Annotated in this window: 21 protein-coding genes; 4 read left to right on the top strand and 17 right to left on the bottom strand. The window is 58.1% G+C overall.

Features of this window, described 5'->3' with window-relative positions:
• The first annotated feature begins 143 nt into the window (after positions 1-143).
• Both EIY72_RS29620 and EIY72_RS29625 read left to right on the top strand, forming a co-directional pair.
• Complete coding sequence (locus EIY72_RS29620; RefSeq protein ID WP_093224697.1) at positions 144-560, top strand: OsmC family protein; 417 nt, start codon at positions 144-146, stop codon at positions 558-560.
• A gap of 62 nt (positions 561-622) precedes the next feature.
• Positions 623-1489: a pirin family protein gene (locus EIY72_RS29625; RefSeq protein WP_093224700.1), complete on the top strand. Its 867-nt coding sequence runs from the start codon at positions 623-625 to the stop codon at positions 1487-1489.
• Positions 1490-1549: 60 nt separating this feature from the next.
• Here the strand turns inward: EIY72_RS29625 and EIY72_RS29630 are convergent, their stop codons facing one another.
• The 4 genes from EIY72_RS29630 to EIY72_RS29645 all read right to left on the bottom strand — a co-directional run bounded on the left by EIY72_RS29630 (position 1550) and on the right by EIY72_RS29645 (position 5255).
• Positions 1550-2278: a dienelactone hydrolase family protein gene (locus EIY72_RS29630; RefSeq protein WP_093224703.1), complete on the bottom strand. Its 729-nt coding sequence runs from the start codon at positions 2276-2278 to the stop codon at positions 1550-1552.
• Positions 2279-2345: 67 nt separating this feature from the next.
• Positions 2346-4250: a molecular chaperone HtpG gene (htpG, locus tag EIY72_RS29635; protein ID WP_093230673.1), complete on the bottom strand. Its 1905-nt coding sequence runs from the start codon at positions 4248-4250 to the stop codon at positions 2346-2348.
• A gap of 79 nt (positions 4251-4329) precedes the next feature.
• Positions 4330-4782: a PaaI family thioesterase gene (locus EIY72_RS29640; RefSeq protein ID WP_093224706.1), complete on the bottom strand. Its 453-nt coding sequence runs from the start codon at positions 4780-4782 to the stop codon at positions 4330-4332.
• Positions 4779-5255: a PaaI family thioesterase gene (locus EIY72_RS29645; RefSeq protein ID WP_093224709.1), complete on the bottom strand. Its 477-nt coding sequence runs from the start codon at positions 5253-5255 to the stop codon at positions 4779-4781. Before EIY72_RS29645 ends, EIY72_RS29640 begins: the two co-directional genes overlap by 4 nt.
• Before the next feature lie 158 nt (positions 5256-5413).
• On the opposite strand from EIY72_RS29645, the gene EIY72_RS29650 reads away from it, so the two are divergent.
• Positions 5414-5650, top strand: coding sequence for a hypothetical protein (locus EIY72_RS29650; protein WP_093224712.1), 237 nt, complete (start codon positions 5414-5416; stop codon positions 5648-5650).
• Positions 5651-5727: 77 nt separating this feature from the next.
• Here the strand turns inward: EIY72_RS29650 and EIY72_RS29655 are convergent, their stop codons facing one another.
• The 12 genes from EIY72_RS29655 to sdhC form a co-directional block, all read right to left on the bottom strand.
• Positions 5728-6129, bottom strand: coding sequence for an MAPEG family protein (locus EIY72_RS29655; protein WP_093224715.1), 402 nt, complete (start codon positions 6127-6129; stop codon positions 5728-5730).
• Positions 6129-6866 carry a DUF599 domain-containing protein gene (locus EIY72_RS29660; RefSeq protein ID WP_093224718.1) on the bottom strand — a complete coding sequence of 246 codons (738 nt, stop codon included), beginning with the start codon at positions 6864-6866 and terminating at the stop codon, positions 6129-6131. The genes EIY72_RS29655 and EIY72_RS29660 overlap by 1 nt, the downstream gene beginning before the upstream one ends.
• Before the next feature lie 201 nt (positions 6867-7067).
• Complete coding sequence (brnQ, locus tag EIY72_RS29665; RefSeq protein WP_093224721.1) at positions 7068-8381, bottom strand: branched-chain amino acid transport system II carrier protein; 1314 nt, start codon at positions 8379-8381, stop codon at positions 7068-7070.
• Positions 8382-8841: 460 nt separating this feature from the next.
• Positions 8842-9723, bottom strand: coding sequence for a succinate--CoA ligase subunit alpha (gene sucD, locus EIY72_RS29670; protein ID WP_017127973.1), 882 nt, complete (start codon positions 9721-9723; stop codon positions 8842-8844).
• Positions 9723-10889, bottom strand: a complete 1167-nt coding sequence (sucC, locus tag EIY72_RS29675) for an ADP-forming succinate--CoA ligase subunit beta (RefSeq protein WP_003223015.1) — start codon at positions 10887-10889, stop codon at positions 9723-9725. The genes sucD and sucC overlap by 1 nt, the downstream gene beginning before the upstream one ends.
• 199 nt (positions 10890-11088) lie before the next feature.
• On the bottom strand, positions 11089-12525 hold the full coding sequence (gene lpdA, locus EIY72_RS29680) for a dihydrolipoyl dehydrogenase (RefSeq protein ID WP_093224724.1): 1437 nt from the start codon (positions 12523-12525) through the stop codon (positions 11089-11091).
• 97 nt (positions 12526-12622) lie between these two features.
• Positions 12623-13843 carry a 2-oxoglutarate dehydrogenase complex dihydrolipoyllysine-residue succinyltransferase gene (gene odhB / locus EIY72_RS29685; protein WP_093224727.1) on the bottom strand — a complete coding sequence of 407 codons (1221 nt, stop codon included), beginning with the start codon at positions 13841-13843 and terminating at the stop codon, positions 12623-12625.
• Between the two features lie 42 nt (positions 13844-13885).
• On the bottom strand, positions 13886-16717 hold the full coding sequence (locus EIY72_RS29690; protein ID WP_093224730.1) for a 2-oxoglutarate dehydrogenase E1 component: 2832 nt from the start codon (positions 16715-16717) through the stop codon (positions 13886-13888).
• Positions 16718-17005: 288 nt separating this feature from the next.
• A complete protein-coding gene (locus EIY72_RS29695) occupies positions 17006-17710 on the bottom strand; it encodes a succinate dehydrogenase iron-sulfur subunit (protein ID WP_003223007.1) in 705 nt (234 codons plus the stop codon).
• Between the two features lie 11 nt (positions 17711-17721).
• Positions 17722-19494, bottom strand: a complete 1773-nt coding sequence (sdhA, locus tag EIY72_RS29700; protein ID WP_093224733.1) for a succinate dehydrogenase flavoprotein subunit — start codon at positions 19492-19494, stop codon at positions 17722-17724.
• A 3-nt stretch (positions 19495-19497) separates the two neighbouring features.
• Positions 19498-19866: a succinate dehydrogenase, hydrophobic membrane anchor protein gene (gene sdhD, locus EIY72_RS29705; RefSeq protein ID WP_045057756.1), complete on the bottom strand. Its 369-nt coding sequence runs from the start codon at positions 19864-19866 to the stop codon at positions 19498-19500.
• Entirely contained in the window at positions 19860-20234 is a 375-nt protein-coding gene (sdhC, locus tag EIY72_RS29710) for a succinate dehydrogenase, cytochrome b556 subunit (RefSeq protein ID WP_056852964.1), read from the bottom strand. Before sdhC ends, sdhD begins: the two co-directional genes overlap by 7 nt.
• Positions 20235-20597: 363 nt before the next feature.
• Between sdhC and gltA the strand changes: the two genes are divergently transcribed.
• Positions 20598-21887 (top strand): citrate synthase, encoded by a 1290-nt coding sequence (gene gltA / locus EIY72_RS29715; protein WP_007977501.1) that lies wholly within the window; start codon positions 20598-20600, stop codon positions 21885-21887.
• A 74-nt stretch (positions 21888-21961) separates the two neighbouring features.
• On the opposite strand, the gene EIY72_RS30055 is transcribed toward gltA, so the two are convergent.
• On the bottom strand, positions 21962-22189 hold a 228-nt coding region (locus EIY72_RS30055; RefSeq protein ID WP_207919408.1), incomplete at its 5' end, for a hypothetical protein.

Raw genomic sequence — 22189 nt, forward strand, 5'->3', positions numbered from 1 at the left:
TATTACGTTAATCAGGCAGTAACGTTTCAGCCTCAAAAAGCACTTTGAAGCGAACAACATGAACACCTGACGCAATGAATGCTCTATACCTTCAAGACTGTTTTTTGCTCGAATAGCCCTTCCCGATGCCCACGAGGTTTCCCATGACCGTTACCGTCAATACCGTTTCCGCCGAAGGTTTTCGTCACAGCGTCCAAATCGATGATCACGAACTGTTTGCCGATGTCCCCGTTGCTGCCGGCGGCGAAGGCTCGGCCCCGGAGCCCCACGACTATTTCGATGCCGCGCTCGGCGCCTGCAAGGCCCTGACCCTGAAGCTCTACGCGAAAAAGAAAGGCATCCCGCTGACCGGTGTAGGTGTCGAGGTCAAACGCGACAACAGCGAAGAACAGAAAGGCAAATACGCACTGCACGTGAAACTGACCCTCAAGGGCGTACTCACCGACGCCCAGCGCGATGAGCTGCACCGCGTGGCCGATCGTTGCCCGATTCACAAGCTGATGACCACCTCCGAAGTCAGCATCGAAACCCACCTGTCCGAAGGTGCTTTCAGCCAATAGCGGCAAGGGCGACACAAGCGGGTTATGCTCGATGGCATAACCCGTTCAGCCTGGAATGCACCATGAACTCTCCACTCGTGATCCGCCCCCGCACCGAAGATGTCGAAGGCCAGCCCATTCTGCGCCCGCTGCCATCGGCCAAGTGCCGCAGCGTCGGGCCGTTCGTGTTTTTCGACCACATGCTGGAAACCCGCTACCCGGCGGGCAAAGGCATGAACATTCGCCAGCACCCGCACATCGGCCTGTCCACCCTCACCTACCTGTTTCAGGGGCAGATCCGGCACAAGGACAGCCTGGGTTCCGATCAAATCGTGGATACCGGTGACGTCAGCTGGATGACCGCCGGCAGCGCCATCGCCCACGTCGAGCGCACACCGGATGCCTTGAAAGACAGCGGTTTCACGATGCACGGCTTGCAGATCTGGCTGGCCTCGCCCAAGGCGCACGAACAAGGGCCGGGGCACTACAGCCACCATCCGGCGGCGACGCTGCCGGTCAGCGATAACCTTGGGGTGAAGATCCGCATGATTGCCGGCTCGGGCTTTTGCCTGGAATCACCGGTGCCGGTGCTTTCTCCGACGCTGTACGCCGAAGTGCACCTGCAAACGGCGACGACGCTGCTGATCCCCACCGAGCATGAGGAGCGTGCGCTCTATGTTCTGAGTGGTGATGTGCAGCTGGATGGCGAAGCTGTGGAACCGCTGTCTCTGGTTGTGCTGCCCAGCGGCGTAGAGATGACACTGTTCGCCGATAGCGACAGTCACGCCGTGCTGTTCGGAGGCGCACCCATGGACGGGCCACGTCGGATCAACTGGAATTTTGTGGCGAGCGATCCGGCGGCGATTGATGAAGCGCGCAGGCGCTGGGCGGCCGGGGATTGGCCGACGGTGCCGGGGGAAAGCGAGCGGATCGAATTGCCAGTGAAGTAAACCTTGCAGGAGCCGGCCACAACCGGCCGGCTCCTGAAAAGCAAGTGCTCGTCGACTTGTTCAGCCCTTGAACACTTCATCCAGCAAGTTGTGCATCGACGTGAAGGCACGGGCCGCCACCTTGGCGTCATACATCATCATCCCCGGCACATTGGCATGGGGGTCGGTGAACGAGTGGAAGGCGCCGCCGTAGCTCAGCAGTTGCCAGTCGACTCCCGCCGCATTCATCTCGTCTTCGAAAGCCGGCAGTTGCTCCTTCGGCACCAGTGGATCGGAAGCACCGTGCAGCACCAACACCTTGCCCTTGATGTTTTTCGCATCATTGACATCTGGGGTATCGAGGGTGCCATGGAACGACACAGCGGCCTTCACCGGTGCGCCGGTGCGGGCGAACTCCAGGGCACAGCAACCACCGAAGCAGAAACCGAAGGTCGCCAGTTTCGAGGTGTCCACAGCCGCTTCGCCCTGGCCTTGCAGCTGTTCGAACGCCACCTGCATGCGCTTGCGCAGCAAAGGCCGGTCGTTCTTCAGCGGCATCATCGCCGCGCCAGCCTGATCATTGTTCTGTGGGCGTACCGATTGGCCGTAGAGGTCGGCAATCAGCACCACGTATCCCTTGGCCGCCACCGACTTGGCGATTTCCTCGGCACCGGCGCTGACGCCCATCCAGTTCGGCGCCATCAACAGGCCCGGGCGCGGGCCTTTATGGTCGGCGTCGAAAGCCAGACGGCTTTCATAGGTCTGACCATCAATCTGATAAGCGACGGAACGTACAGTGATTTGGCTCATTTCTGACTCCTGATTGGTAAACACCAGAATGAAAAAACCCGCCGAAGCGGGTTTTTCTGCAACACAGTTAAGCCGACAACTCGACCAATAGCTTGTTCAGACGGCGCACATAGGCCGCCGGGTCCTTCAAGCTGTCGCCGGCCGCCAGGGCCGCCTGATCGAAGAGGATGTGCGACAGGTCGCCGAAGCGCTCGTCGCTCTGCTCGTTGTCGAGTTTCTCGATCAACGGGTGCGCCGGGTTGAATTCGAAGATCGGCTTCGAATCCGGCACCTTCTGCCCGCTGGCTTCGAGGATCTGGCGCATTTGCAGGCCCAGGTCTTGCTCACCGATGGCCAGGATGGCCGGCGAGTCGGTCAGACGATGGGAAACGCGCACCTCGGCAACGGATTCGCCCAGTGCCGTTTTCAGACGCTCGACCAGACCTTCTTTGGACTTGGCGATTTCTTCCGCGGCCTTCTTGTCCTCTTCCGAGTCCAGGTTGCCCAGGTCCAGGTCACCGCGCGCCACGTCGACGAAGCTCTTGCCGTCGAACTCGCTGAGGTAGCTCATCAGCCACTCATCGATGCGATCGGTCAGCAACAGCACTTCGATGCCTTTCTTGCGGAAGACTTCCAGGTGTGGGCTGTTTTTCACTTGCGCGTAGGTTTCACCGGTCAGGTAGTAAATCTTGTCCTGACCTTCCTTGGCGCGCGCCAGGTAATCGGCCAGGCCGACAACCTGCTCACCGTCGTCACCCAGGGTCGATGCGAAACGCAGCAGACCGGCGATTTTTTCCTTGTTGGCGAAATCTTCTGCCGGGCCTTCTTTCATGACCTGGCCGAAGTTTTTCCAGAAGCCCTTGTATTGCTCAGGCTCGTTCTTCGCCAGCTTCTCCAGCATGTCGAGAACGCGCTTGGTCAGCGCCGACTTCATGGAGTCGATGATCGGGTCTTTCTGCAGGATTTCCCGCGATACGTTCAGCGACAGGTCGTTGGAGTCGACCACACCCTTGATGAAGCGCAGGTACAGCGGCAGGAAGGACTCGGCCTGATCCATGACAAACACGCGCTGCACGTAGAGCTTCAGGCCTTTCGGCGCTTCGCGCTGGTACAGGTCGAACGGAGCACGGGCCGGCAGGTACAACAGCGAGCTGTACTCGAGCTTGCCTTCGACCTTGTTGTGGCTCCACGACAGCGGGTTTTCGAAGTCGTGGGCGATGTGCTTGTAGAACTCCTGGTATTCCTCGTCCTTGATTTCGGTGCGAGGACGGGTCCACAGGGCGCTGGCGCGGTTGACGGTTTCCCATTCCTGCGCAGGCTTCTCTTCGCCTTCAGCGGCTGCCACTTCTTTCGGCAACTCGATCGGCAAGGCGATGTGGTCGGAGTACTTCTTGATGATGTTGCGCAGACGCCAGCCATCGGCGAACTCGTCTTCACCGGACTTCAGGTGCAGGACGATACGGGTACCGCGCTCGGCCTTGTCGATGGTCGCGACTTCGAAATCGCCTTCGCCCTTGGACGACCAGTGCACGCCTTCGCTGGCAGCAGCACCGGCACGACGGCTGTACACGTCAACCTTGTCGGCAACGATGAATGCGGAATAGAAACCCACACCAAACTGGCCGATCAGGTGCGAATCTTTCTTCTGATCGCCGGTCAGGTGCTTCATGAAATCGGCAGTGCCGGATTTGGCGATGGTGCCCAGGTGGGTGATCGCGTCTTCGCGGCTCATGCCGATACCGTTGTCTTCGAGGGTGACGGTTTTAGCGTCCTTGTCGAAGCTCACACGGATTTTCAGTTCGGCACCACCTTCCAGCAGCTCTGGCTTGGCCAGGGCTTCGAAACGTAATTTGTCGACAGCGTCAGAGGCGTTCGAGATCAATTCGCGAAGGAAGATTTCCTTGTTGGAATACAGCGAATGGATCATGAGGTGCAGCAGCTGCTTCACCTCGGTCTGGAAGCCCAGGGTTTCCTTTTGAGTTTCCACACTCATGGTCATCAAACTCCAATCAGATGGCATAAGCCGCGACAAAGGGTCGGCGGCGGGTTGTCCTGAGAGTTTGGGGCTTAGTTCAGGATTTCAAGGGCTCTTCGAGCTTGAAGTGAGCGCGGGCCGTGGCAATAGGTTCAGCTTCGGTGCTTTGCCAGGCGGTAATCGCTACGTTGGCCACTCGACGCCCCTGGCGCCACACCTGGCAACGCGCCCAGGTATCGCGAAATTGCCCGGCACGCAGGTAGTCCAGGGAGAAGTCGATGATCTTCGGAACTCCGGGTGAACCGGTGAACACCAGCAGATGCAGGGCAGCGGCCAGCTCCATGAACCCGGCGATCACGCCACCATGGATCGCAGGCAGCAAAGGGTTGCCGATGTTGTCCTTGTTCGCCGGCAGTTTGAACAGCAGCTCATCGCCGACCCGCGAACATTCGACACCAATCAGTTTGGCGTAAGGAACCAGTTCCAGCAGAGGTGCGTAATCCCCTTGCTCGTGAGCCCTCTGCAACTGCTCCTTCAACGACTCGCTCATTGCGCACCTCCAGCAATCGCGCCACCGAAACCCTTGGTGCCCTTGATGCCCTTGCCCATGCGCATGAAGGTGCCCATCACATGGGCGATGGGCTGTTGAGGATCGTCCTGATAGGCAAAGCCTCGGGCAAAGATCACATCCGTGGTAACCCGGTAGCACTCGGCGAAACCATAGACATCCTTGTGCGGCTCGGCAGCGTGCATGTAGTCGATGCGCAAGTCGAGGGTCGGGCAGACTTCGAACTCCGGCAGCACGCAGAGCGTGGCCATACCACAAGCCGTGTCCATCAAAGAGGTAATGGCACCGCCATGGATCACCCCGGTTTCGGGATTGCCGACGATCTGTTGGCTATATGGCAAGACGATCGTCAGCCCTTTGTTATCGGCGCTGTGCACCCGCAGCCCGAGCACCTGACAATGCCTGAGTGCAGACAGAAATCGTGTGGCACGCTCAAAAACGGGGTTTTCAGCCATTCTGTAAAATCTCTCGTAAATGCCGGTGCAGTACAGCAGCAATAATCGTAAAAGTTCCATCTTAGAACAAACTTATATATCTGAACGAATTGAGGAACTTAAGCTGAGCGGGCGAGCTCTTAAGGCCAGTAGTTATTTTCCATAAGGAGAAACACCCCATGCGTAAGACTTTAGCTATTGCCTTGATGCTGACCGCTTCCCTCGGTCTCGCTGCCTGCGATAAAAAATCCGAGGACAAAGCTCAAGATGCCAACAAACATGCTGAACAAGCTCAGCAAGACATGAGCAAGGCTCAGGATAAAGTGAACGACGCTGCGAAAGAAAACGCCGAAGCTGCCAAAGCTCAGGCTGAATCGAACGAAGCGGCACAAGACGAAGCTGCCAAGAAGCAATAAGCCTCTTCTTGCTGCAGAAAAAAGAAACCCGCCAAGTGCGGGTTTTCTTTTGTCAGTCATTTTTCGGTAATGTCGGTTTAGAGCAACACCGTTCTAAATGTCGGACTAAGCATCAACAACAAAGAACAAATCAGGCCCACCAGCCAGACCAGGCTGCGCAGCTTTGGAATATCTGCCAGGTAGAACCACAAGTAGAGAATTCGCGCGATCACAAAGATGATTGCCAGGATATCGATCAACCATCCCTGGGTTTGCGTGGTGTGCGCCATCAACACGCCCACTGCAAAGAGGATGAAGGCCTCGATGCTGTTCTGGTGCGCCGCCAGGGCCCTCGCACCGTATCCGGTGAGTTGCGCCTGTTGCTGGCGTGGCAAGTGGTTGTTGTAACCCCCCTGCTCTTTCATGGCCTTGCCGACCGGCATCCGCGCCACATAAATCAGCAATGCACTGATAAACACACACCAGAATGGAATACTCATCAAGCAGCCTCCTTGATCACCTCGGGCAACGGCGCCTCTGTAGGGGTATAGACCATCACGTCGAGAACGTCGGAATGAAACTCGCGGCGATAAAGCACAAATACCACGCCGGCACTCATCAACATGAACAGCCAGGGGCTGACAAACCAGGCCAGCATGGTCATGCCGAAATAATAGGAACGCAGCCCGAAGTTGAACTGGTTGGCGGCCATGGAGATGACGCGGGCAGCCCTTAGTGCGAAAGCCTTGCGCTCGAGCTCCGAGACATGGCGCTCGCCGATCATGGGCGCCGAACCGACCAGCACGGCCGCGAAGTTGTACTGGCGCATGCACCAACTGAAGGTGAAGAACGCGTAGACGAAGACCAGCGCCAGGCACAACAGCTTGATCTCGGACATGCCCTGGGAAGCCTGTTGCACCATCGGGATATCCGCCAGTAACGACACGGCACGCTCGGAAGCGCCCAGCACGGTGAGAATACCGGCCAGGATAATTAGCGTGCTCGAAGCAAAGAATGAAGCGTTGCGCTCCAGGTTGCCGATCACACTGGCATCGGCAATGCGGTTATCGCGCAGCAGCATGCGGCGCATCCAGTCCTCTCGGTACAAATGCAGCACACTGGCCAGACACGCCGTGTCACGGCCTTTCCACGTGGCATAACGGGTGTAGCCACCCCAGCAGATGACAAACCAGATGGCGGCAAGAATGTGGATCAGGTTGGCTTGGATGAACGACATGCAGGTCCTTGTGATGTATTTGCGGATTACCCAGCCCCTGTGGGAGCGTCAATCGGCTGTTCCCACAATGGGTTTTGCAGTCCTTCGACGTTAGCGCAGAAGAAAAGACACCGCATCCCGCGCATAAAAAATGCCCCGTATCGATTGATACGGGGCATTTCTATTTTGCTTACAGGCCCGCTTGTGGCAGGCCGGCAACGCTTAAGCCAACGCTTCTTCGCGTTTGCCCAGCAAACGGTCGCAGACGACTGCAACGACCAGGGTCATTACGCACGGCACCAGCCAAGCCAGCCCTTGATCGCTCAGCGGCAAGTGAGCCAACTGCGCAGGCATCCAATCCGCCAGACCGGCACCCTTGAGCGCATCGATGGTGCCGAAGATGAACGACACCAGCATGACCGGGCCGAGAATACGTCCCTGCTCATGCCAGAAATCCTTGCAGAAGCTCAAGGCCACCAGAACGATGCACGGCGGATAGATCGCGGTCAGTACCGGGATCGAAAACGCAATCAGCTTGGTCAGGCCCAGGTTGGACACCACCAGCGAGAACGCGGCCAGAATGATCACCAACGTCTTGTAGGACAGTGGCACCACACGACTGAAATACTCGGCACAGGCGCAGGTCAGGCCTACTGCGGTCACCAGACATGCCAGAGAGATCAGCACCGCAAGGAAGCCGCTGCCAAGCGAACCGAAGGTGTGTTGCACGTAGGCGTGCAGTACCGCCGCGCCGTTGGTTGCACCCATGGCCACGTCATGGCTGCCGGAGCCAAGGCGGAACAGGCTGATGTAGACCAGTGCCAGACCCACACCGGCAATCAGGCCGGCGATGATCGCGTAACGGGTGATCAGCGCCGGCGATTCGACGCCCCGCGAGCGAATCGCGTTGACGATGACGATGCCGAACACCAGTGCACCCAGGGTATCCATGGTCAGGTAACCATTGATGAAGCCCTGGGAGAACGGTGCAGCCACATACTCAGGCGTCGCATGGCCAATGTCACCGGCCGGCAAAGCGAACGCGGCAATGCCGAGAACGGCCAGGGCGATGATCTTCAACGGCGCGAGGAAACGCCCTACGGTGTCGAGCAAACGACCCGGGTACAGCGAGATGAAGAACACCAGCAGGAAGTAAACGGAACTGTACAGGAACAGCGCCAGCGGGCTTTCGCCGGTCAGCGGCGCCAGGCCCACTTCAAAGGATACGGTCGCAGTACGCGGGGTCGCGAACAGCGGGCCCACGGCCAGGTAGCACGCAGCGGCCAGCACGCCACCAGCGATTTTACCGATCGGACTGCTCAACGCGTCCATGGCGCCGCCAACCTTGGCCAGCGCTACCACGGTGATCACCGGCAGACCGACGGCGGTGACCAGGAAGCCCAGCGCCGCCATCCAGACATGAGGTCCGGACTGCAAACCGACGATAGGCGGGAAGATGATGTTGCCGGCCCCGACAAACAGGGCAAACGTCATAAAACCAAGTGCCAGGATGTCCTGGCCTTTCAACACTTTCATTAAGGAAATACCACACTACTGAATCGGAATTTAGAGAGGGACTTCCCTATGGGTGAGGGAAATGCTGTCGATCCGTATAAGACCAACCCTTTAAGCGCGTTGCTGCCTTGTGGGCGCGGACGCAAAAATGGCGAGTAGCCTAACGAATTTGACCGATAAACGCACTGTTAGAGGGCGAACTATCCGATACACGACATTTCCATGTCGCATTTACGTATCTAATTTTCCCGTATAGCCCTGTGGCGAGGGAGCTTGCTCCCGTTGGGCAGCGTAGCGACCCCAATCCTGAAACCGATGTTCTTCAGATAAAACGCGCTCTCCTGGGTTACGACTGCTGCGCAGCCGAGCGGGAGCAAGCTCCCTCGCCACAAAAAGCCCTGCGCACATCTCATACGCCGAAAACGACAAAGGCCACCCGAAGGTGGCCTTTGTTTGGTGAAGCGTCAGCTAAGCGCGAGGCTTACTTGACAGCCCAACCGGTCAGCTCGGCCAGGGCCTTGCCGATGTCTGCCAGCGAACGCACGGTTTTTACGCCTGCGTCTTGCAGCGCAGCGAATTTCTCGTCTGCAGTGCCTTTGCCGCCAGAGATGATTGCGCCAGCATGGCCCATGCGCTTGCCCGGAGGAGCAGTCACACCAGCGATGTAGGAAACAACCGGCTTGGTCACGTGTGCCTTGATGTAGGCAGCCGCTTCTTCTTCAGCCGAACCGCCGATCTCGCCGATCATCACGATCGCTTCGGTCTTCGGGTCTTCCTGGAACAGCTTCAGGATGTCGATGAAGTTCGAACCCGGGATCGGGTCACCACCGATGCCGACGCAAGTCGACTGACCGAAACCGGCGTCAGTAGTCTGCTTCACAGCTTCGTAGGTCAGGGTGCCGGAACGGGAAACGATACCGACCTTGCCTGGCAAGTGAATGTGACCTGGCATGATGCCGATCTTGCATTCGCCTGGGGTGATCACGCCTGGGCAGTTAGGGCCGATCAGGATGACACCCAGCTCGTCGCACTTAACTTTAGCGTCCAGCATGTCCAGGGTAGGAATGCCTTCGGTGATGCAGACGATCAGCTTGATGCCGCCGAAAGCCGCTTCCAGGATCGAGTCCTTGCAGAAAGGAGCCGGAACGTAGATCACGCTGGCGGTAGCGCCAGTGGCAGCTACTGCGTCTTTAACGGTGTTGAACACTGGCAGACCCAGGTGCTCGGTGCCGCCTTTACCAGGCGTTACACCACCAACCATCTTGGTGCCGTACTCGATGGCTTGCTGGGTGTGGAAACTACCTTGCGAACCGGTAATACCCTGGCAGATAACTTTGGTGTCTTTATTGATCAGGACGCTCATTATTTGCCCTCCGCAGCTTTAACGACTTGTTGAGCAGCGTCGGTCAGGCTGGTAGCAGCGATGATGTTCAAACCGCTTTCTGCCAGTACTTTAGCGCCCAGCTCAGCGTTGTTGCCTTCAAGGCGAACAACAACCGGGATTTTCACGCCGACTTCTTTCACTGCACCGATGATGCCTTCGGCAATCATGTCGCAACGAACGATGCCGCCGAAGATGTTAACCAGTACTGCAGCGACGTTGGTGTCGGACAGAATGATCTTGAATGCTTCGGTAACGCGTTCTTTGGTAGCACCGCCGCCCACGTCGAGGAAGTTGGCTGGCTTGCCGCCGTGCAGGTTGACGATGTCCATGGTACCCATGGCCAGGCCAGCACCGTTGACCATGCAACCGATGTTGCCTTCCAGCGCTACGTAGTTCAGTTCGAACTTGGCAGCGTGCGCTTCGCGCGGATCGTCTTGCGACGGATCGTGGAAAGTCTTCAGCTTAGGCTGACGGTACATGGCGTTGGCGTCGATGTTGATCTTGGCGTCCAGGCAGTGCAGATCGCCGTCAGCCTTGATCACCAGCGGGTTCACTTCCAGCAGGGCCAGATCGTGATCCTGGAACAGTTTGGCCAGACCTACGAAGATCTTGGCGAACTGGGCAACTTGCTTGCCTTCCAGACCCAGCTGGAATGCCAGCTCGCGACCCTGGAATGGCTGAGCGCCAACCAGTGGGTCGATAGTGGCTTTCAGAATTTTTTCTGGAGTGTCGTGAGCGATTTTCTCGATGTCCACGCCACCTTCGGTGGAAGCCATGAACACGATGCGACGGCTCGAACGGTCAACGACAGCGCCCAGGTACAGCTCTTTAGCGATATCAGTGCACGATTCAACCAGGATCTTGGTGACTGGCTGACCATTGGCGTCAGTCTGGTAAGTCACCAGACGCTTGCCCAGCCACTGCTGTGCGAAGGCTTTGGCGTCTTCTTTGTTGCGAACCAGCTTAACGCCGCCCGCTTTACCGCGACCACCGGCGTGGACCTGGGCTTTGACAACCCACTCGCTGCCGCCGATTTTGTCGCAAGCTTCTGCTGCTGCTTCCGGGGTGTCTACCGCGTAACCGGTGGATACTGGCAGGCCGTACTCAGCGAACAGCTGCTTACCCTGATACTCGTGAAGATTCATGCTTATTACCGTCTTCGTTAGGTACTGCGCATTCGGTGCTGCACTTGTTCAAGTGCCGCACCACCTGTGACTGCTGCTTGCGTGACCTTTCCGGACAACCGGTGCAGCCACGCAAGACTGCGTCCAGCGGATATTCCGCGGTGAGTCTTGCAAGCAAGGCTCACGACGGGCCATACCGCCGTGGTTTCTTATTATCCGCTTAGCGTTTCTTGCGGTTGGCAATGTGGATGGCGCCGCCATTCACAGCCAATGCCGCTTCGTGCAAGGCTTCGGACAGGGTCGGATGGGAGAAAACCATCATGCCCAGGTCTTCAGCGCTGGTGCCGAATTCCATACCGATCGCGCCCTGCTGAACCAGTTCTGCAGCGCTTGGGCCGATCACGTGAACACCCAGTACGCGGTCTGTCTTGGCATCGGCGATGACCTTGACGAAACCACCGGTATCGTTGGCAGCCATGGCACGGCCGGAGGCTGCGAACGGGAAGGTGCCGACGTTAACTTCAACGCCTTCAGCTTTCAAGGCCTGCTCGGTTTTACCAACCCATGCAATTTCCGGGTGAGTATAAATAACCGAAGGGATCAGGTCATAGTTCATCTGGGCCTTGTGGCCCTTGATGCGCTCGACAACCATGATGCCCTCTTCCGAGGCCTTGTGCGCCAGCATCATGCCGCGAACTACGTCACCAATGGCGTAAACGCCCGGTACGGTGGTGGCGCAGTGATCGTCAACGTGCACGAAACCGCGCTCGTCCAGGGTCACACCGCTGTCGGCAGCCAGCAGATCAGTGGTCACCGGACGGCGACCAACGGCTACGATCAGCTTGTCGAAAGTGATGGTCTGTTCGCCGTTGGCATCGGTGTAGTTAACCACGACTTCGTCGCCGTTCACTTTCGAACCGGTCACGCGAGCGCCCAGCTTGATGTCCAGGCCCTGTTTGGTCAGGGTTTTCAGCGCTTCCTTGGAAACAGCGGTGTCCGCTGCCATCAGGAAGGTGTCCAGGGCTTCCAGGACAACCACTTCGGAACCCAGACGGGACCATACCGAACCCAGTTCCAGACCGATCACGCCAGCGCCGATCACGCCCAGACGCTTAGGTACGGTCTGGAATTCCAGGGCGCCAGTCGAATCAACGATGACTTTCTGATCAACCGGAGCCGGTGGAATGTCGATCGGACGCGAACCTGGAGCCAGGATGACGTTTTCAGCTTCGATGACTTCAACCGAACCGTCAGGCTTGGTGACTTCGACTTTCTTGCCAGCCAGCAGTTTGCCGTGGCCCTGGATCGAAGTAACGCCGTTGGCCTTGAACAGGGTGGCGACGCCGCCGGTCAGGTTCTTGACGATGCCAGCCTTGCGGCCAACCATCGCGGCGACGTCCATTTTGACTTCGCCGGTCGAGATACCGTGAACGTTGAAGCTTTCTTTCGCTTCCTTGTATTTCCAGGAGCTGTCCAGCAGCGCCTTGGAAGGAATGCAGCCGACGTTCAGGCAGGTACCGCCGAGGGCCTGCTTGCCTTCAGCGTCGGTGTACTTCTCGATGCAGGCAGTGGAGAGACCCAGCTGCGCGGCCTTGATGGCAGCTACATAGCCGCCAGGGCCGGCACCGATCACTACTACGTCAAATTTCTGCGACATTCAAAAAATCCTCTTTAGCGAAAAGCTTGAAGCCGCAAGCCACAAGCCAAGCTGCTTTAACCAGCAGCTTGTAGCTTGCAGCTCGCGACTGCTTCTATCAGATATCCAGCAACAGACGAGCCGGATCTTCCAGCAGGTTCTTGATGGTCACCAGGAAGGTCACAGCTTCTTTGCCATCGATCAGACGGTGATCGTAGGACAGAGCCAGGTACATCATCGGACGGATAACGACCTGACCGTTGATCGCCATAGGACGCTGCAGAATGTTGTGCATGCCCAGGATAGCCGCTTGCGGCGGGTTGACGATCGGGGTCGACATCATCGAACCGAAGGTACCACCGTTGGTGATGGTGAACGTACCACCGGTCATCTCTTCCATCGACAGTTTGCCGTCACGGGCTTTCTTGCCGAAAGTGGCGATGCCGCCTTCGATTTCAGCCAGGCTCATCAGTTCGGCGTTACGCAGAACCGGTACAACCAGGCCGCGGTCGCTGGAAACGGCAACACCGACGTCGGCGTAGCCGTGGTAAACGATGTCCGAACCGTCGATCGAGGCGTTGACAGCCGGGAAGCGCTTCAGCGCTTCGGTGGCCGCTTTGACGAAGAACGACATGAAGCCCAGGCGTACGCCGTTGTGGGACTTCTCGAACAGGTCCTTGTACTTCGAACGCAGGGCCATGACTTCGGTCATGTCGACTTCGTTGAAAGTGGTCAGCATCGCCATGTTCGACTGGGCTTCAACCAGACGCTCGGCAACCTTGGCACGCAGACGGGTCATCGGCACACGTTTTTCAACGCGGTCGCCGGCAGCGAATACCGGAGCAGCAGCGGCAGGCGCAGCAGCCTTGGCTGGCGCGGCAGCCGGAGCGGCCTTCTTGGCAGCAACAGCTGCTACCACGTCTTCCTTGGTCACACGACCGCCTTTGCCAGTACCGGCAACGGAAGCGATGTTGATACCGTTTTCTTCAGCCAGCTTGCGGGCAGCCGGTGCAGCAACAGGATCGTCTTCGCCTTCGGCGGCAGGAGCAGCAGCCTGTGCGGCAGCCGGAGCGGCAACGGCAGGCGCAGCGGCAGCAGCGCCGCCTTCAACGATGGAGCCCAGAACTTCGTCGGACAGAACGGTGTCGCCTTCGTTCTTGACGATCGCGCCCAGCACGCCATCAGCGGTGGCCAGAACTTCCAGTACGACTTTGTCGGTTTCGATGTCGACGATCAGTTCGTCACGCTTGACGGCGTCGCCCGGTTTTTTGTGCCAGGTGGCAACGGTGCCATCGGCAACCGATTCCGGGAAAGTGGGGGCTTTGATCTCGATAGCCATTGTCTGTGGTTCCTTAAATTCGGTTTCAGGTGCGCGAAGGCGTTAAACAGTAAAGGCGTCTTGCAGCAGTTTTTCCTGCTGTTCGGCGTGCATCGATGCGTAACCACATGCAGGTGCAGCAGAAGCCTCACGACCCGCGTACTCGAGTACGAGAGACTTGTTGAGGTTGCTGATGCTGCGACGCAGGTGGTGTTGGCTGCAGTACCACGCTCCCTGGTTCATCGGCTCTTCCTGACACCAGACGGCATGCTTGGCGTTGGTGTAAGGCGCCAGGACTTCCTTCAGGTCGTCCTCAGGGAATGGGTACAGCTGCTCGATACGCACGATGGCGATGTCGTCACGACCTTCGGCACGGCGTTTTTCCAGCAGGTCGTAGTAAACCTTGCCGCTACACAGAACAACGCGCTCGACCTTTTTCGGGTCCAGGGCATCGATTTCCGGGATCACGGTCTGGAACGAACCTTCGGCCAGATCTTCCAGGGTCGAGATGGCCAGCTTGTGGCGCAGCAGCGACTTCGGCGTCAGTACTACCAATGGCTTGCGCAGCGGGCGAATCACCTGACGGCGCAGCAAGTGGTAGATCTGGGCAGGCGTCGTCGGCATGCACACCTGAATGTTGTGCTCGGCGCACAGCTGCAGGTAACGCTCCAGACGAGCCGAGGAGTGCTCCGGCCCCTGACCTTCATAACCGTGTGGCAGCAGCATGGTCAGACCGCACAGACGGCCCCACTTGTGCTCGCCGCTGGTGATGAACTGGTCGATTACAACCTGGGCGCCGTTGGCGAAGTCGCCGAACTGGGCTTCCCAGATAACCAGAGCGTTCGGCGTGGTGGTCGAGTAACCGTACTCGAACGCCAGTACCGCTTCTTCGGACAGGAACGAGTCGTACAGGTCAAAACGCGGCTGACCGGCATACAGGTTCTGCAACGGGATGTAGGTGCCCGCGTCCTTCTGGTTGTGCAGCACGGCATGACGGTGCGAGAACGTACCACGGCCGATGTCCTGGCCGGTCATGCGGATCGGGTGACCTTCGAACGCCAGGGTCGCGTACGCCATGGTTTCGGCGTAACCCCAGTTGATCGGCAGGCCGCCGGCTTGCATCTTCTGACGGTCTTCGTAGATCTTCGCAACCTGGCGCTGAACCACGAAGCCTTCCGGGATTTCCAGCAGCTTGGCGGACAGTTCCTGCAAGGTCTTGAGGTCGAAACGAGTGTCGTGACGCGCAGTCCAGGTGTGACCCAGGTACGGACGCCAGTCCACGAACAGCTCTTTGTTCGGCTCCTTGACCAGGCTTTTCACTACGTGCAGGCCGTTGTCCAGCGCGTTGCGGTATTCGTCGACTTTCGCCTGAACACGCTCTGCGTCGAGCACGCCGCCCTGGGTCAGACGATCAGCGTACAGCTCACGGGTGGTGCGCTGCTTGGTGATCTGCTGATACATCAGAGGCTGGGTGCCGCTTGGCTCGTCGGCTTCGTTGTGGCCGCGACGACGGTAGCAGACCAGGTCGATCACCACGTCACGCTTGAACTGCATGCGGTAGTCGATGGCCAGCTGGGTCACGAACAGAACGGCTTCCGGATCATCACCATTCACATGGAGGATCGGTGCCTGGATCATCTTCGCAACGTCGGTCGCGTACTCGGTGGAACGCGAGTCCAGCGGGTTGCTGATGGTGAAACCGACCTGGTTGTTGATCACGATGTGCACGGTACCGCCGGTCTTGAAACCGCGGGTCTGCGACATCTGGAAGGTTTCCATGACCACGCCTTGACCGGCGAATGCCGCGTCACCGTGGATGGAGATCGGCAGAACCTTCTCACCGGTCGGGTCATTACGACGATCCTGACGGGCGCGCACCGAACCTTCGACCACCGGGGAAACGATTTCCAGGTGGGACGGGTTGAACGCCATGGCCAGGTGAACTTCACCGCCGGCGGTCATCACGTTGGACGAGAAACCCTGGTGGTATTTAACGTCACCGGAACCCAGCTCGACCTTCTTCTTGCCTTCGAACTCGTCGAACAGCTCGCGCGGGTTCTTGCCGAAGGTGTTGACCAGCACGTTCAGACGGCCACGGTGGGCCATGCCGATGACGATTTCCTTGGTACCGTAGGAACCGGAACGCTGGATCAGTTCGTCGAGCATCGGAATCAGGCTTTCGCCGCCTTCCAGACCGAAACGCTTGGTGCCCGGGTATTTGGTGCCCAGGTATTTTTCCAGGCCTTCACCGGCCGTCACGCGCTCGAGCAGGTGGCTCTTGATGTCCGCGGAGTAGGTCGGACGGCCACGCACGCTTTCCAGACGCTGCTGGAACCACTGGCGCTGCTGGGAATCGGTGATGTGCGTAAATTCAGCGCCGATGGTGCGGCAATATGTCTGCTGCAACGCTTCGTGAATTTCGCGTAGGCTCGCTTCCTCTTTGCCGATGAACAGGTCGCCGGCACGGAAGGTCGTATCAAGATCGGCATTGGTCAAGCCGTAATGATTGATCGACAGGTCTGCTGGTGCAGTACGCTGCCACAGTCCCAGCGGGTCAAGCTGGGCTGCCTGGTGGCCACGCATACGGTAGGCCTGGATCAATCGCAGCACTTCAACTTGCTTCTTCTCGTGCTCACTGCTCACGCTGCCGGCGGAAACCGGTTGGGCGCGGCGCTGGTTCTTTGCCAGCAAGACGAAATGATCGCGAATTGTGGAGTGCGAAACATCGGTGGCAGAGTCGCCGTCAGCAGGCAACTTCTGAAAGTAGGTGCGCCACTCTTCTGGCACAGCGTTAGGGTCGTGCAGGTAGAGCTCGTAGAGCTCTTCCACATAGGCAGCGTTACTACCGGATAGGTAGGCGCTGTTCCACATGCGCTGCATCACGCTTTCTTGCATGCTTGGTCACCCTCGGTTAGGGGAACACCATCGGTGTCGACACCGAGCAAACTTGCAGAAGTCCGAATGCAGCGACCAAAACAAGCCACTAGGATCACACTGATAGTCCGGGTACCAGCCCGGATGCCCCTGCTTGTCTCATTTCTTCAAAATAAGAGCCGCGGCCTTTTAAGCTGCTGCTCTGGTTATAGCCAAGGCGCGGGTTGAAGCCCGCGCCATGACCTCTACGGTACAGCGGTACTGCATTTACAACCGCTGATTTGCATCAGCGGGTTTACAACAACTGAATCACACGCCGCTGGAGAGCAGCATGTTACGGATGTGACCGATGGCCTTAGTCGGGTTCAGGCCTTTCGGACATACGTTGACGCAGTTCATGATCCCGCGGCAGCGGAATACGCTGAACGGGTCATCCAGCGAAGCCAGACGCTCGGACGTCTTGGTGTCACGGCTGTCTGCCAGGAAGCGGTACGCTTGCAGCAGGGCAGCTGGACCCAGGAACTTGTCCGGATTCCACCAGAAGGACGGGCAGGAAGTCGAGCAGCAGGCGCACAGGATGCACTCGTACAGACCGTCCAGCTTTTCACGCTCTTCAGGGGACTGCAGACGCTCGATGGCCGGAGCCGGGGTGTCGTTCTGCAGGTATGGCTTAACCTTCTCGTATTGCTTGTAGAAGATGCTCATATCGACAACCAGGTCACGGATAACCGGCAAACCTGGCAGCGGACGAACGATCAACTTGTTACCTTTTACGACAGCAGACAGCGGCGTGATGCACGCCAGGCCGTTTTTGCCGTTGATGTTCATGCCGTCGGAACCGCAAACACCTTCACGGCAAGAGCGACGATAGGAGAAACCCTCGTCCTGCTCTTTGATCAGGGCCAGCACGTCCAGCACCATCAGGTCTTTACCACCGGTATCGACCTGGAATTCCTGCATGAACGGCGCAGCGTCCTGATCAGGGTTGTAACGATATACACTGACTTGCAACATGGCGGTCACCCTTAATAAGTCCGGACTTTAGGTTCGAAAGTCGGAACAGTCTTCGGCGAGAAGTTCACGGCACGCTTGGTGACGCGCTTGTCACCCGGGAAGTACAGGGTGTGGCACAGCCAGTTTTCGTCGTCACGGTCTTCGAAGTCTTCACGGGCGTGGGCGCCGCGGGACTCTTTGCGAACTTCAGCGGCGATAGCGGTTGCTTCAGCCACTTCCAGCAGGTTTTGCAGTTCCAGCGCTTCGATTCGTGCAGTGTTGAACGCCTGCGACTTGTCGTTGATCTTCACGTTGGCGATACGCTTGCGCAGATCGGCCAGCTGAGCGATGCCTTTCTGCATGTATTCGCCGGTACGGAACACGCCGAAGTAGTTCTGCATGCAGCTTTGCAGCTCGCGACGCAGGGTAGCGACGTCTTCGCCATCGGTACGGTTGTTCAGCGCGTTCAGACGCGCCAGGGCCGCTTCGATATCAGCTTCGGTGGCGTCATCGTATTCGATGCCGTCGGTCAGGGCTTTTTCCAGGTGCAGGCCGGCAGCGCGGCCGAATACCACCAGGTCGAGCAACGAGTTGCCGCCCAGACGGTTGGCACCGTGAACCGATACGCAAGCCACTTCACCTACCGCGAACAGACCAGGGATGATCTGGTCCACGCCTTCGGCGTTCTGGGTGATCGCCTGGCCATGGATGTTGGTGGCAACGCCGCCCATCATGTAGTGGCAGGTCGGAACAACCGGAACCGGCGCAACAACCGGGTCAACGTGAGCGAAAGTCTTCGACAGTTCGCAGATGCCTGGCAGACGGCTGTGCAGCACTTCCTCGCCCAGGTGGTCGAGCTTGAGCATTACGTGGTCGCCATTCGGACCGCAACCGTTACCAGCGATGATTTCTTTAACCATCGAACGGGCAACAACGTCACGACCGGCCAGGTCTTTGGCGTTCGGAGCGTAACGCTCCATGAAACGCTCGCCGTGCTTGTTGATCAGGTATCCACCTTCACCACGGCAACCTTCGGTAACCAGTACACCAGCGCCGGCGATACCGGTCGGGTGGAACTGCCACATTTCGATGTCTTGTACCGGAACGCCTGCACGCAGGGCCATGCCAACGCCGTCACCGGTGTTGATCAGGGCGTTGGTGGTCGACGCGTAGATACGACCCGCACCGCCGGTCGCCAGCACGGTGGCCTTGGCGCGGATGTAGGTGGTTTCGCCGGTTTCGATGCAGATCGCGATCACACCGACGAACTCGCCTTGACCGTTCTTGACCAGGTCAACAGCGTAGTACTCGTTCAGGAACGTGGTACCGGCTTTCAGGTTGCCCTGATAAAGGGTGTGCAGCAGTGCGTGACCGGTACGGTCGGAAGCTGCGCAGGTACGAGCAGCCTGGCCGCCCTTGCCGTAGTCCTTGGACTGACCGCCGAACGGACGCTGGTAGATGCGGCCCTGCTCGGTACGGGAGAACGGCAGACCCATGTGGTCCAGTTCGAAAACTGCAGCCGGGCCTTCCTGACACATGTATTCGATAGCGTCCTGGTCACCGATGTAGTCGGAACCCTTGACGGTATCGTACATGTGCCAGCGCCAGTCATCGTTCGGGTCAGCGGACGCGATGGCGCAGGTGATGCCGCCCTGTGCCGACACAGTGTGCGAGCGGGTCGGGAAAACCTTGGTGATCACGGCAGTCTTGTGACCGCCCTGTGCCAGTTGCAGCGCTGCGCGCATGCCGGCACCGCCACCACCAATAATGATGGCGTCGAAAGAAATCGTTGGAATGTTAGCCATGAATCAGATACCCCAGAGAATCTGCACACCCCAGACGAAGTAAGCGAACATTGCAACGCCGCATACTGCCTGGAAAAGGAAACGTACTGCAGTCGCGGACTTGCCCAGCGCCATCGGCGTCAGGTAGTCGGTCGCGATGGTCCACATGCCGACCCAGGCGTGAGCGCCAAGGGCCACCAGGGCCAGCAGACTGAAGATACGCATTCCGTTGTGAGCGAACAGGCCGTGCCACTGCTCGTAGCCGATGCCCGGATTCGCCGCGAGGTATCCGATCAGGAAAATGAAATAAGCCGCGAGAACAACCGCAGACACACGTTGCGCCATCCAGTCATAGAGGCCCGAACGCGAAAGGTTCGTAACGCTGGTTACCATATCCAAACTCCTGCCAGAACGATCAACACCACGGAAACGGCGATGATAATTTTCGAGCCCAGGCGGCCGCCTTCCAGCGTCTCACCGATGCCCATATCCATGATCAAGTGGCGCACACCGGCTACCAGGTGATACAGAAGAGCGGACAGGAGGCCCCATGCTACGAACTTGGCCAGAGGACTGGTCAAGCATGCCTTCACGTCGGCAAAACCTTCCTCGGAACCCAGGGATTTGCCCAATGCATAAAGCATGAAGCCGAGGCCCAGGAAGAGGATGATGCCGGAAACACGGTGAAGAAACGACGTAACGCCGGTGATGGGGAGTTTGATGGTCCTTAGGTCTAGGTTTACAGGTCGTTGGCTTTTCACGGCTTTTTTTTCACACTGAAGAGCCCCTAACAATCAGGGCAAAGTTGTTGGGGAGTGCACTGGTCAGGTAACCACCACCCAGGGATGCGACCCCCAATAAAGCAGGCCCAAAAGCCCTTGGCGGTCGGTGGCCGAGTATAGACAGTTAGGCTACTAATGACAACGCAAACACCTAACCCAAACTGCTGATTGCGCAACGCACATAAAAGGCGTAAATGGCAGTCAATTTCGAGAAAAAAGTACGGTTAAAGCCTTCTGGAGCAAGACTTTAGGCAAATTGACATTCGAATTTATCTCACTATAGTGGTGCGGGCCCTGCGTGGGGGGTCTGTCTGATGATTTCAAGCATAAATAGGAGGCCACATGGCTGACAAAAAAGCGCAGTTGATCATCGAGGGCGCAGCCCCCGTCGAGCTGCCCATTTTAACCGGCACCGTTGGTCCCGATGTTATCGATGTTCGGGGCCTGACGGCCACGGGCCGCTTCACCTTTGACCCGGGTTTCATGTCGACCGCCTCGTGCGAATCGAAGATCACCTATATCGACGGCGATAACGGCATCCTGCTGCACCGCGGCTACCCGATCGAACAGCTGGCTGAAAAGTCGGACTACCTGGAAACCTGCTACCTGCTGCTGAACGGCGAACTGCCGACCGCAGAGCAGAAGGCCCAGTTCGTCAGCACCGTGAAGAACCACACCATGGTTCACGAGCAGCTGAAGACCTTCTTCAACGGCTTCCGCCGCGACGCTCACCCGATGGCCGTCATGTGTGGCGTAGTCGGCGCACTCTCCGCGTTCTACCACGACTCCCTGGACATCAATAACCCGCAGCATCGCGAAATCTCCGCGATCCGCCTGGTTGCCAAGATGCCGACCCTGGCAGCGATGGTTTACAAGTACTCCATGGGCCAACCCATGATGTACCCGCGCAACGACCTGTCGTACGCGGAAAACTTCCTGCACATGATGTTCAACACCCCGTGCGAGATCAAACCGATCAGCCCGGTACTCGCCAAGGCCATGGACCGGATCTTCATCCTCCACGCCGACCACGAGCAGAACGCGTCGACTTCCACTGTGCGTCTGGCCGGTTCTTCGGGTGCCAACCCGTTCGCCTGTATCGCTGCCGGTATCGCCGCACTGTGGGGCCCTGCCCACGGCGGTGCGAACGAAGCCGTACTGACCATGCTCGATGAAATCGGCGATGTTTCGAACATCGACAAGTTCATCGCCAAGGCCAAGGACAAGAACGATCCGTTCAAGCTGATGGGCTTCGGTCACCGCGTTTACAAGAACCGCGACCCACGCGCCACCGTGATGAAGCAGACCTGCGACGAAGTGCTGAAAGAACTGGGCATCCAGAACGATCCGCAACTTGAGCTGGCCATGCGCCTGGAAGAGATCGCCCTGACCGATCCGTACTTCATCGAGCGCTCGCTGTACCCGAACGTCGACTTCTACTCGGGGATCATCCTCAAGGCGATTGGCATTCCAACCAGCATGTTCACCGTGATCTTTGCCCTGGCTCGTACTGTTGGCTGGATCTCGCACTGGAAGGAAATGCTTTCCAGCCCGTACAAGATTGGCCGTCCGCGTCAGTTGTACACTGGGTATGAGTCGCGTGATATCACCAAGCTGGAAGACCGCAAGTAAGGGCAGTATTGCTTTAGCTTGTTGAGTTGTATCGGGAACGGCCTCTATTTATATGGAGGCCGTTTTTGTTTGTGTCATTGCAGCGGCCTTTGGGCCGACTGTTTTTTTGGTTGATTGAGTACATATCCATTGTTGCGGGTGTTGCCGCTGGCGGTTTCGCTCTTACAGCGAGTCCCTTTTTCAAACGCCTGTATGGACCGGACACATGGTTGACGGGTGTGCGGGGACATGGTGGACACTTTTCGGCGAGCCAACTTCGCCGGGAAACCCATCATGCCTTGGGACACGAGAGATACCATGAG

The sequence above is a fragment of the Pseudomonas vancouverensis genome (assembly GCF_004348895.1).
Classification (GTDB): domain Bacteria; phylum Pseudomonadota; class Gammaproteobacteria; order Pseudomonadales; family Pseudomonadaceae; genus Aquipseudomonas; species Aquipseudomonas vancouverensis.

Coding starts and splice junctions, on each gene's coding strand:
- sucC (WP_003223015.1), bottom strand. CDS start 10,889: ATGAATCTTCACGAGTATCAGGGTAAGCAGCTGTTCGCTGAGTACGGC.
- EIY72_RS29620 (WP_093224697.1), top strand. CDS start 144: ATGACCGTTACCGTCAATACCGTTTCCGCCGAAGGTTTTCGTCACAGC.
- EIY72_RS29660 (WP_093224718.1), bottom strand. CDS start 6,866: ATGTCGTTCATCCAAGCCAACCTGATCCACATTCTTGCCGCCATCTGG.
- EIY72_RS29695 (WP_003223007.1), bottom strand. CDS start 17,710: ATGTTGCAAGTCAGTGTATATCGTTACAACCCTGATCAGGACGCTGCG.
- odhB (WP_093224727.1), bottom strand. CDS start 13,843: ATGGCTATCGAGATCAAAGCCCCCACTTTCCCGGAATCGGTTGCCGAT.
- lpdA (WP_093224724.1), bottom strand. CDS start 12,525: ATGTCGCAGAAATTTGACGTAGTAGTGATCGGTGCCGGCCCTGGCGGC.
- EIY72_RS29655 (WP_093224715.1), bottom strand. CDS start 6,129: ATGAGTATTCCATTCTGGTGTGTGTTTATCAGTGCATTGCTGATTTAT.
- EIY72_RS29640 (WP_093224706.1), bottom strand. CDS start 4,782: ATGAGCGAGTCGTTGAAGGAGCAGTTGCAGAGGGCTCACGAGCAAGGG.
- brnQ (WP_093224721.1), bottom strand. CDS start 8,381: ATGAAAGTGTTGAAAGGCCAGGACATCCTGGCACTTGGTTTTATGACG.
- sdhD (WP_045057756.1), bottom strand. CDS start 19,866: ATGGTAACCAGCGTTACGAACCTTTCGCGTTCGGGCCTCTATGACTGG.
- EIY72_RS29650 (WP_093224712.1), top strand. CDS start 5,414: ATGCGTAAGACTTTAGCTATTGCCTTGATGCTGACCGCTTCCCTCGGT.
- gltA (WP_007977501.1), top strand. CDS start 20,598: ATGGCTGACAAAAAAGCGCAGTTGATCATCGAGGGCGCAGCCCCCGTC.
- sdhA (WP_093224733.1), bottom strand. CDS start 19,494: ATGGCTAACATTCCAACGATTTCTTTCGACGCCATCATTATTGGTGGT.
- sucD (WP_017127973.1), bottom strand. CDS start 9,723: ATGAGCGTCCTGATCAATAAAGACACCAAAGTTATCTGCCAGGGTATT.
- EIY72_RS29690 (WP_093224730.1), bottom strand. CDS start 16,717: ATGCAAGAAAGCGTGATGCAGCGCATGTGGAACAGCGCCTACCTATCC.
- EIY72_RS29645 (WP_093224709.1), bottom strand. CDS start 5,255: ATGGCTGAAAACCCCGTTTTTGAGCGTGCCACACGATTTCTGTCTGCA.
- EIY72_RS29625 (WP_093224700.1), top strand. CDS start 623: ATGAACTCTCCACTCGTGATCCGCCCCCGCACCGAAGATGTCGAAGGC.
- EIY72_RS29630 (WP_093224703.1), bottom strand. CDS start 2,278: ATGAGCCAAATCACTGTACGTTCCGTCGCTTATCAGATTGATGGTCAG.
- htpG (WP_093230673.1), bottom strand. CDS start 4,250: ATGAGTGTGGAAACTCAAAAGGAAACCCTGGGCTTCCAGACCGAGGTG.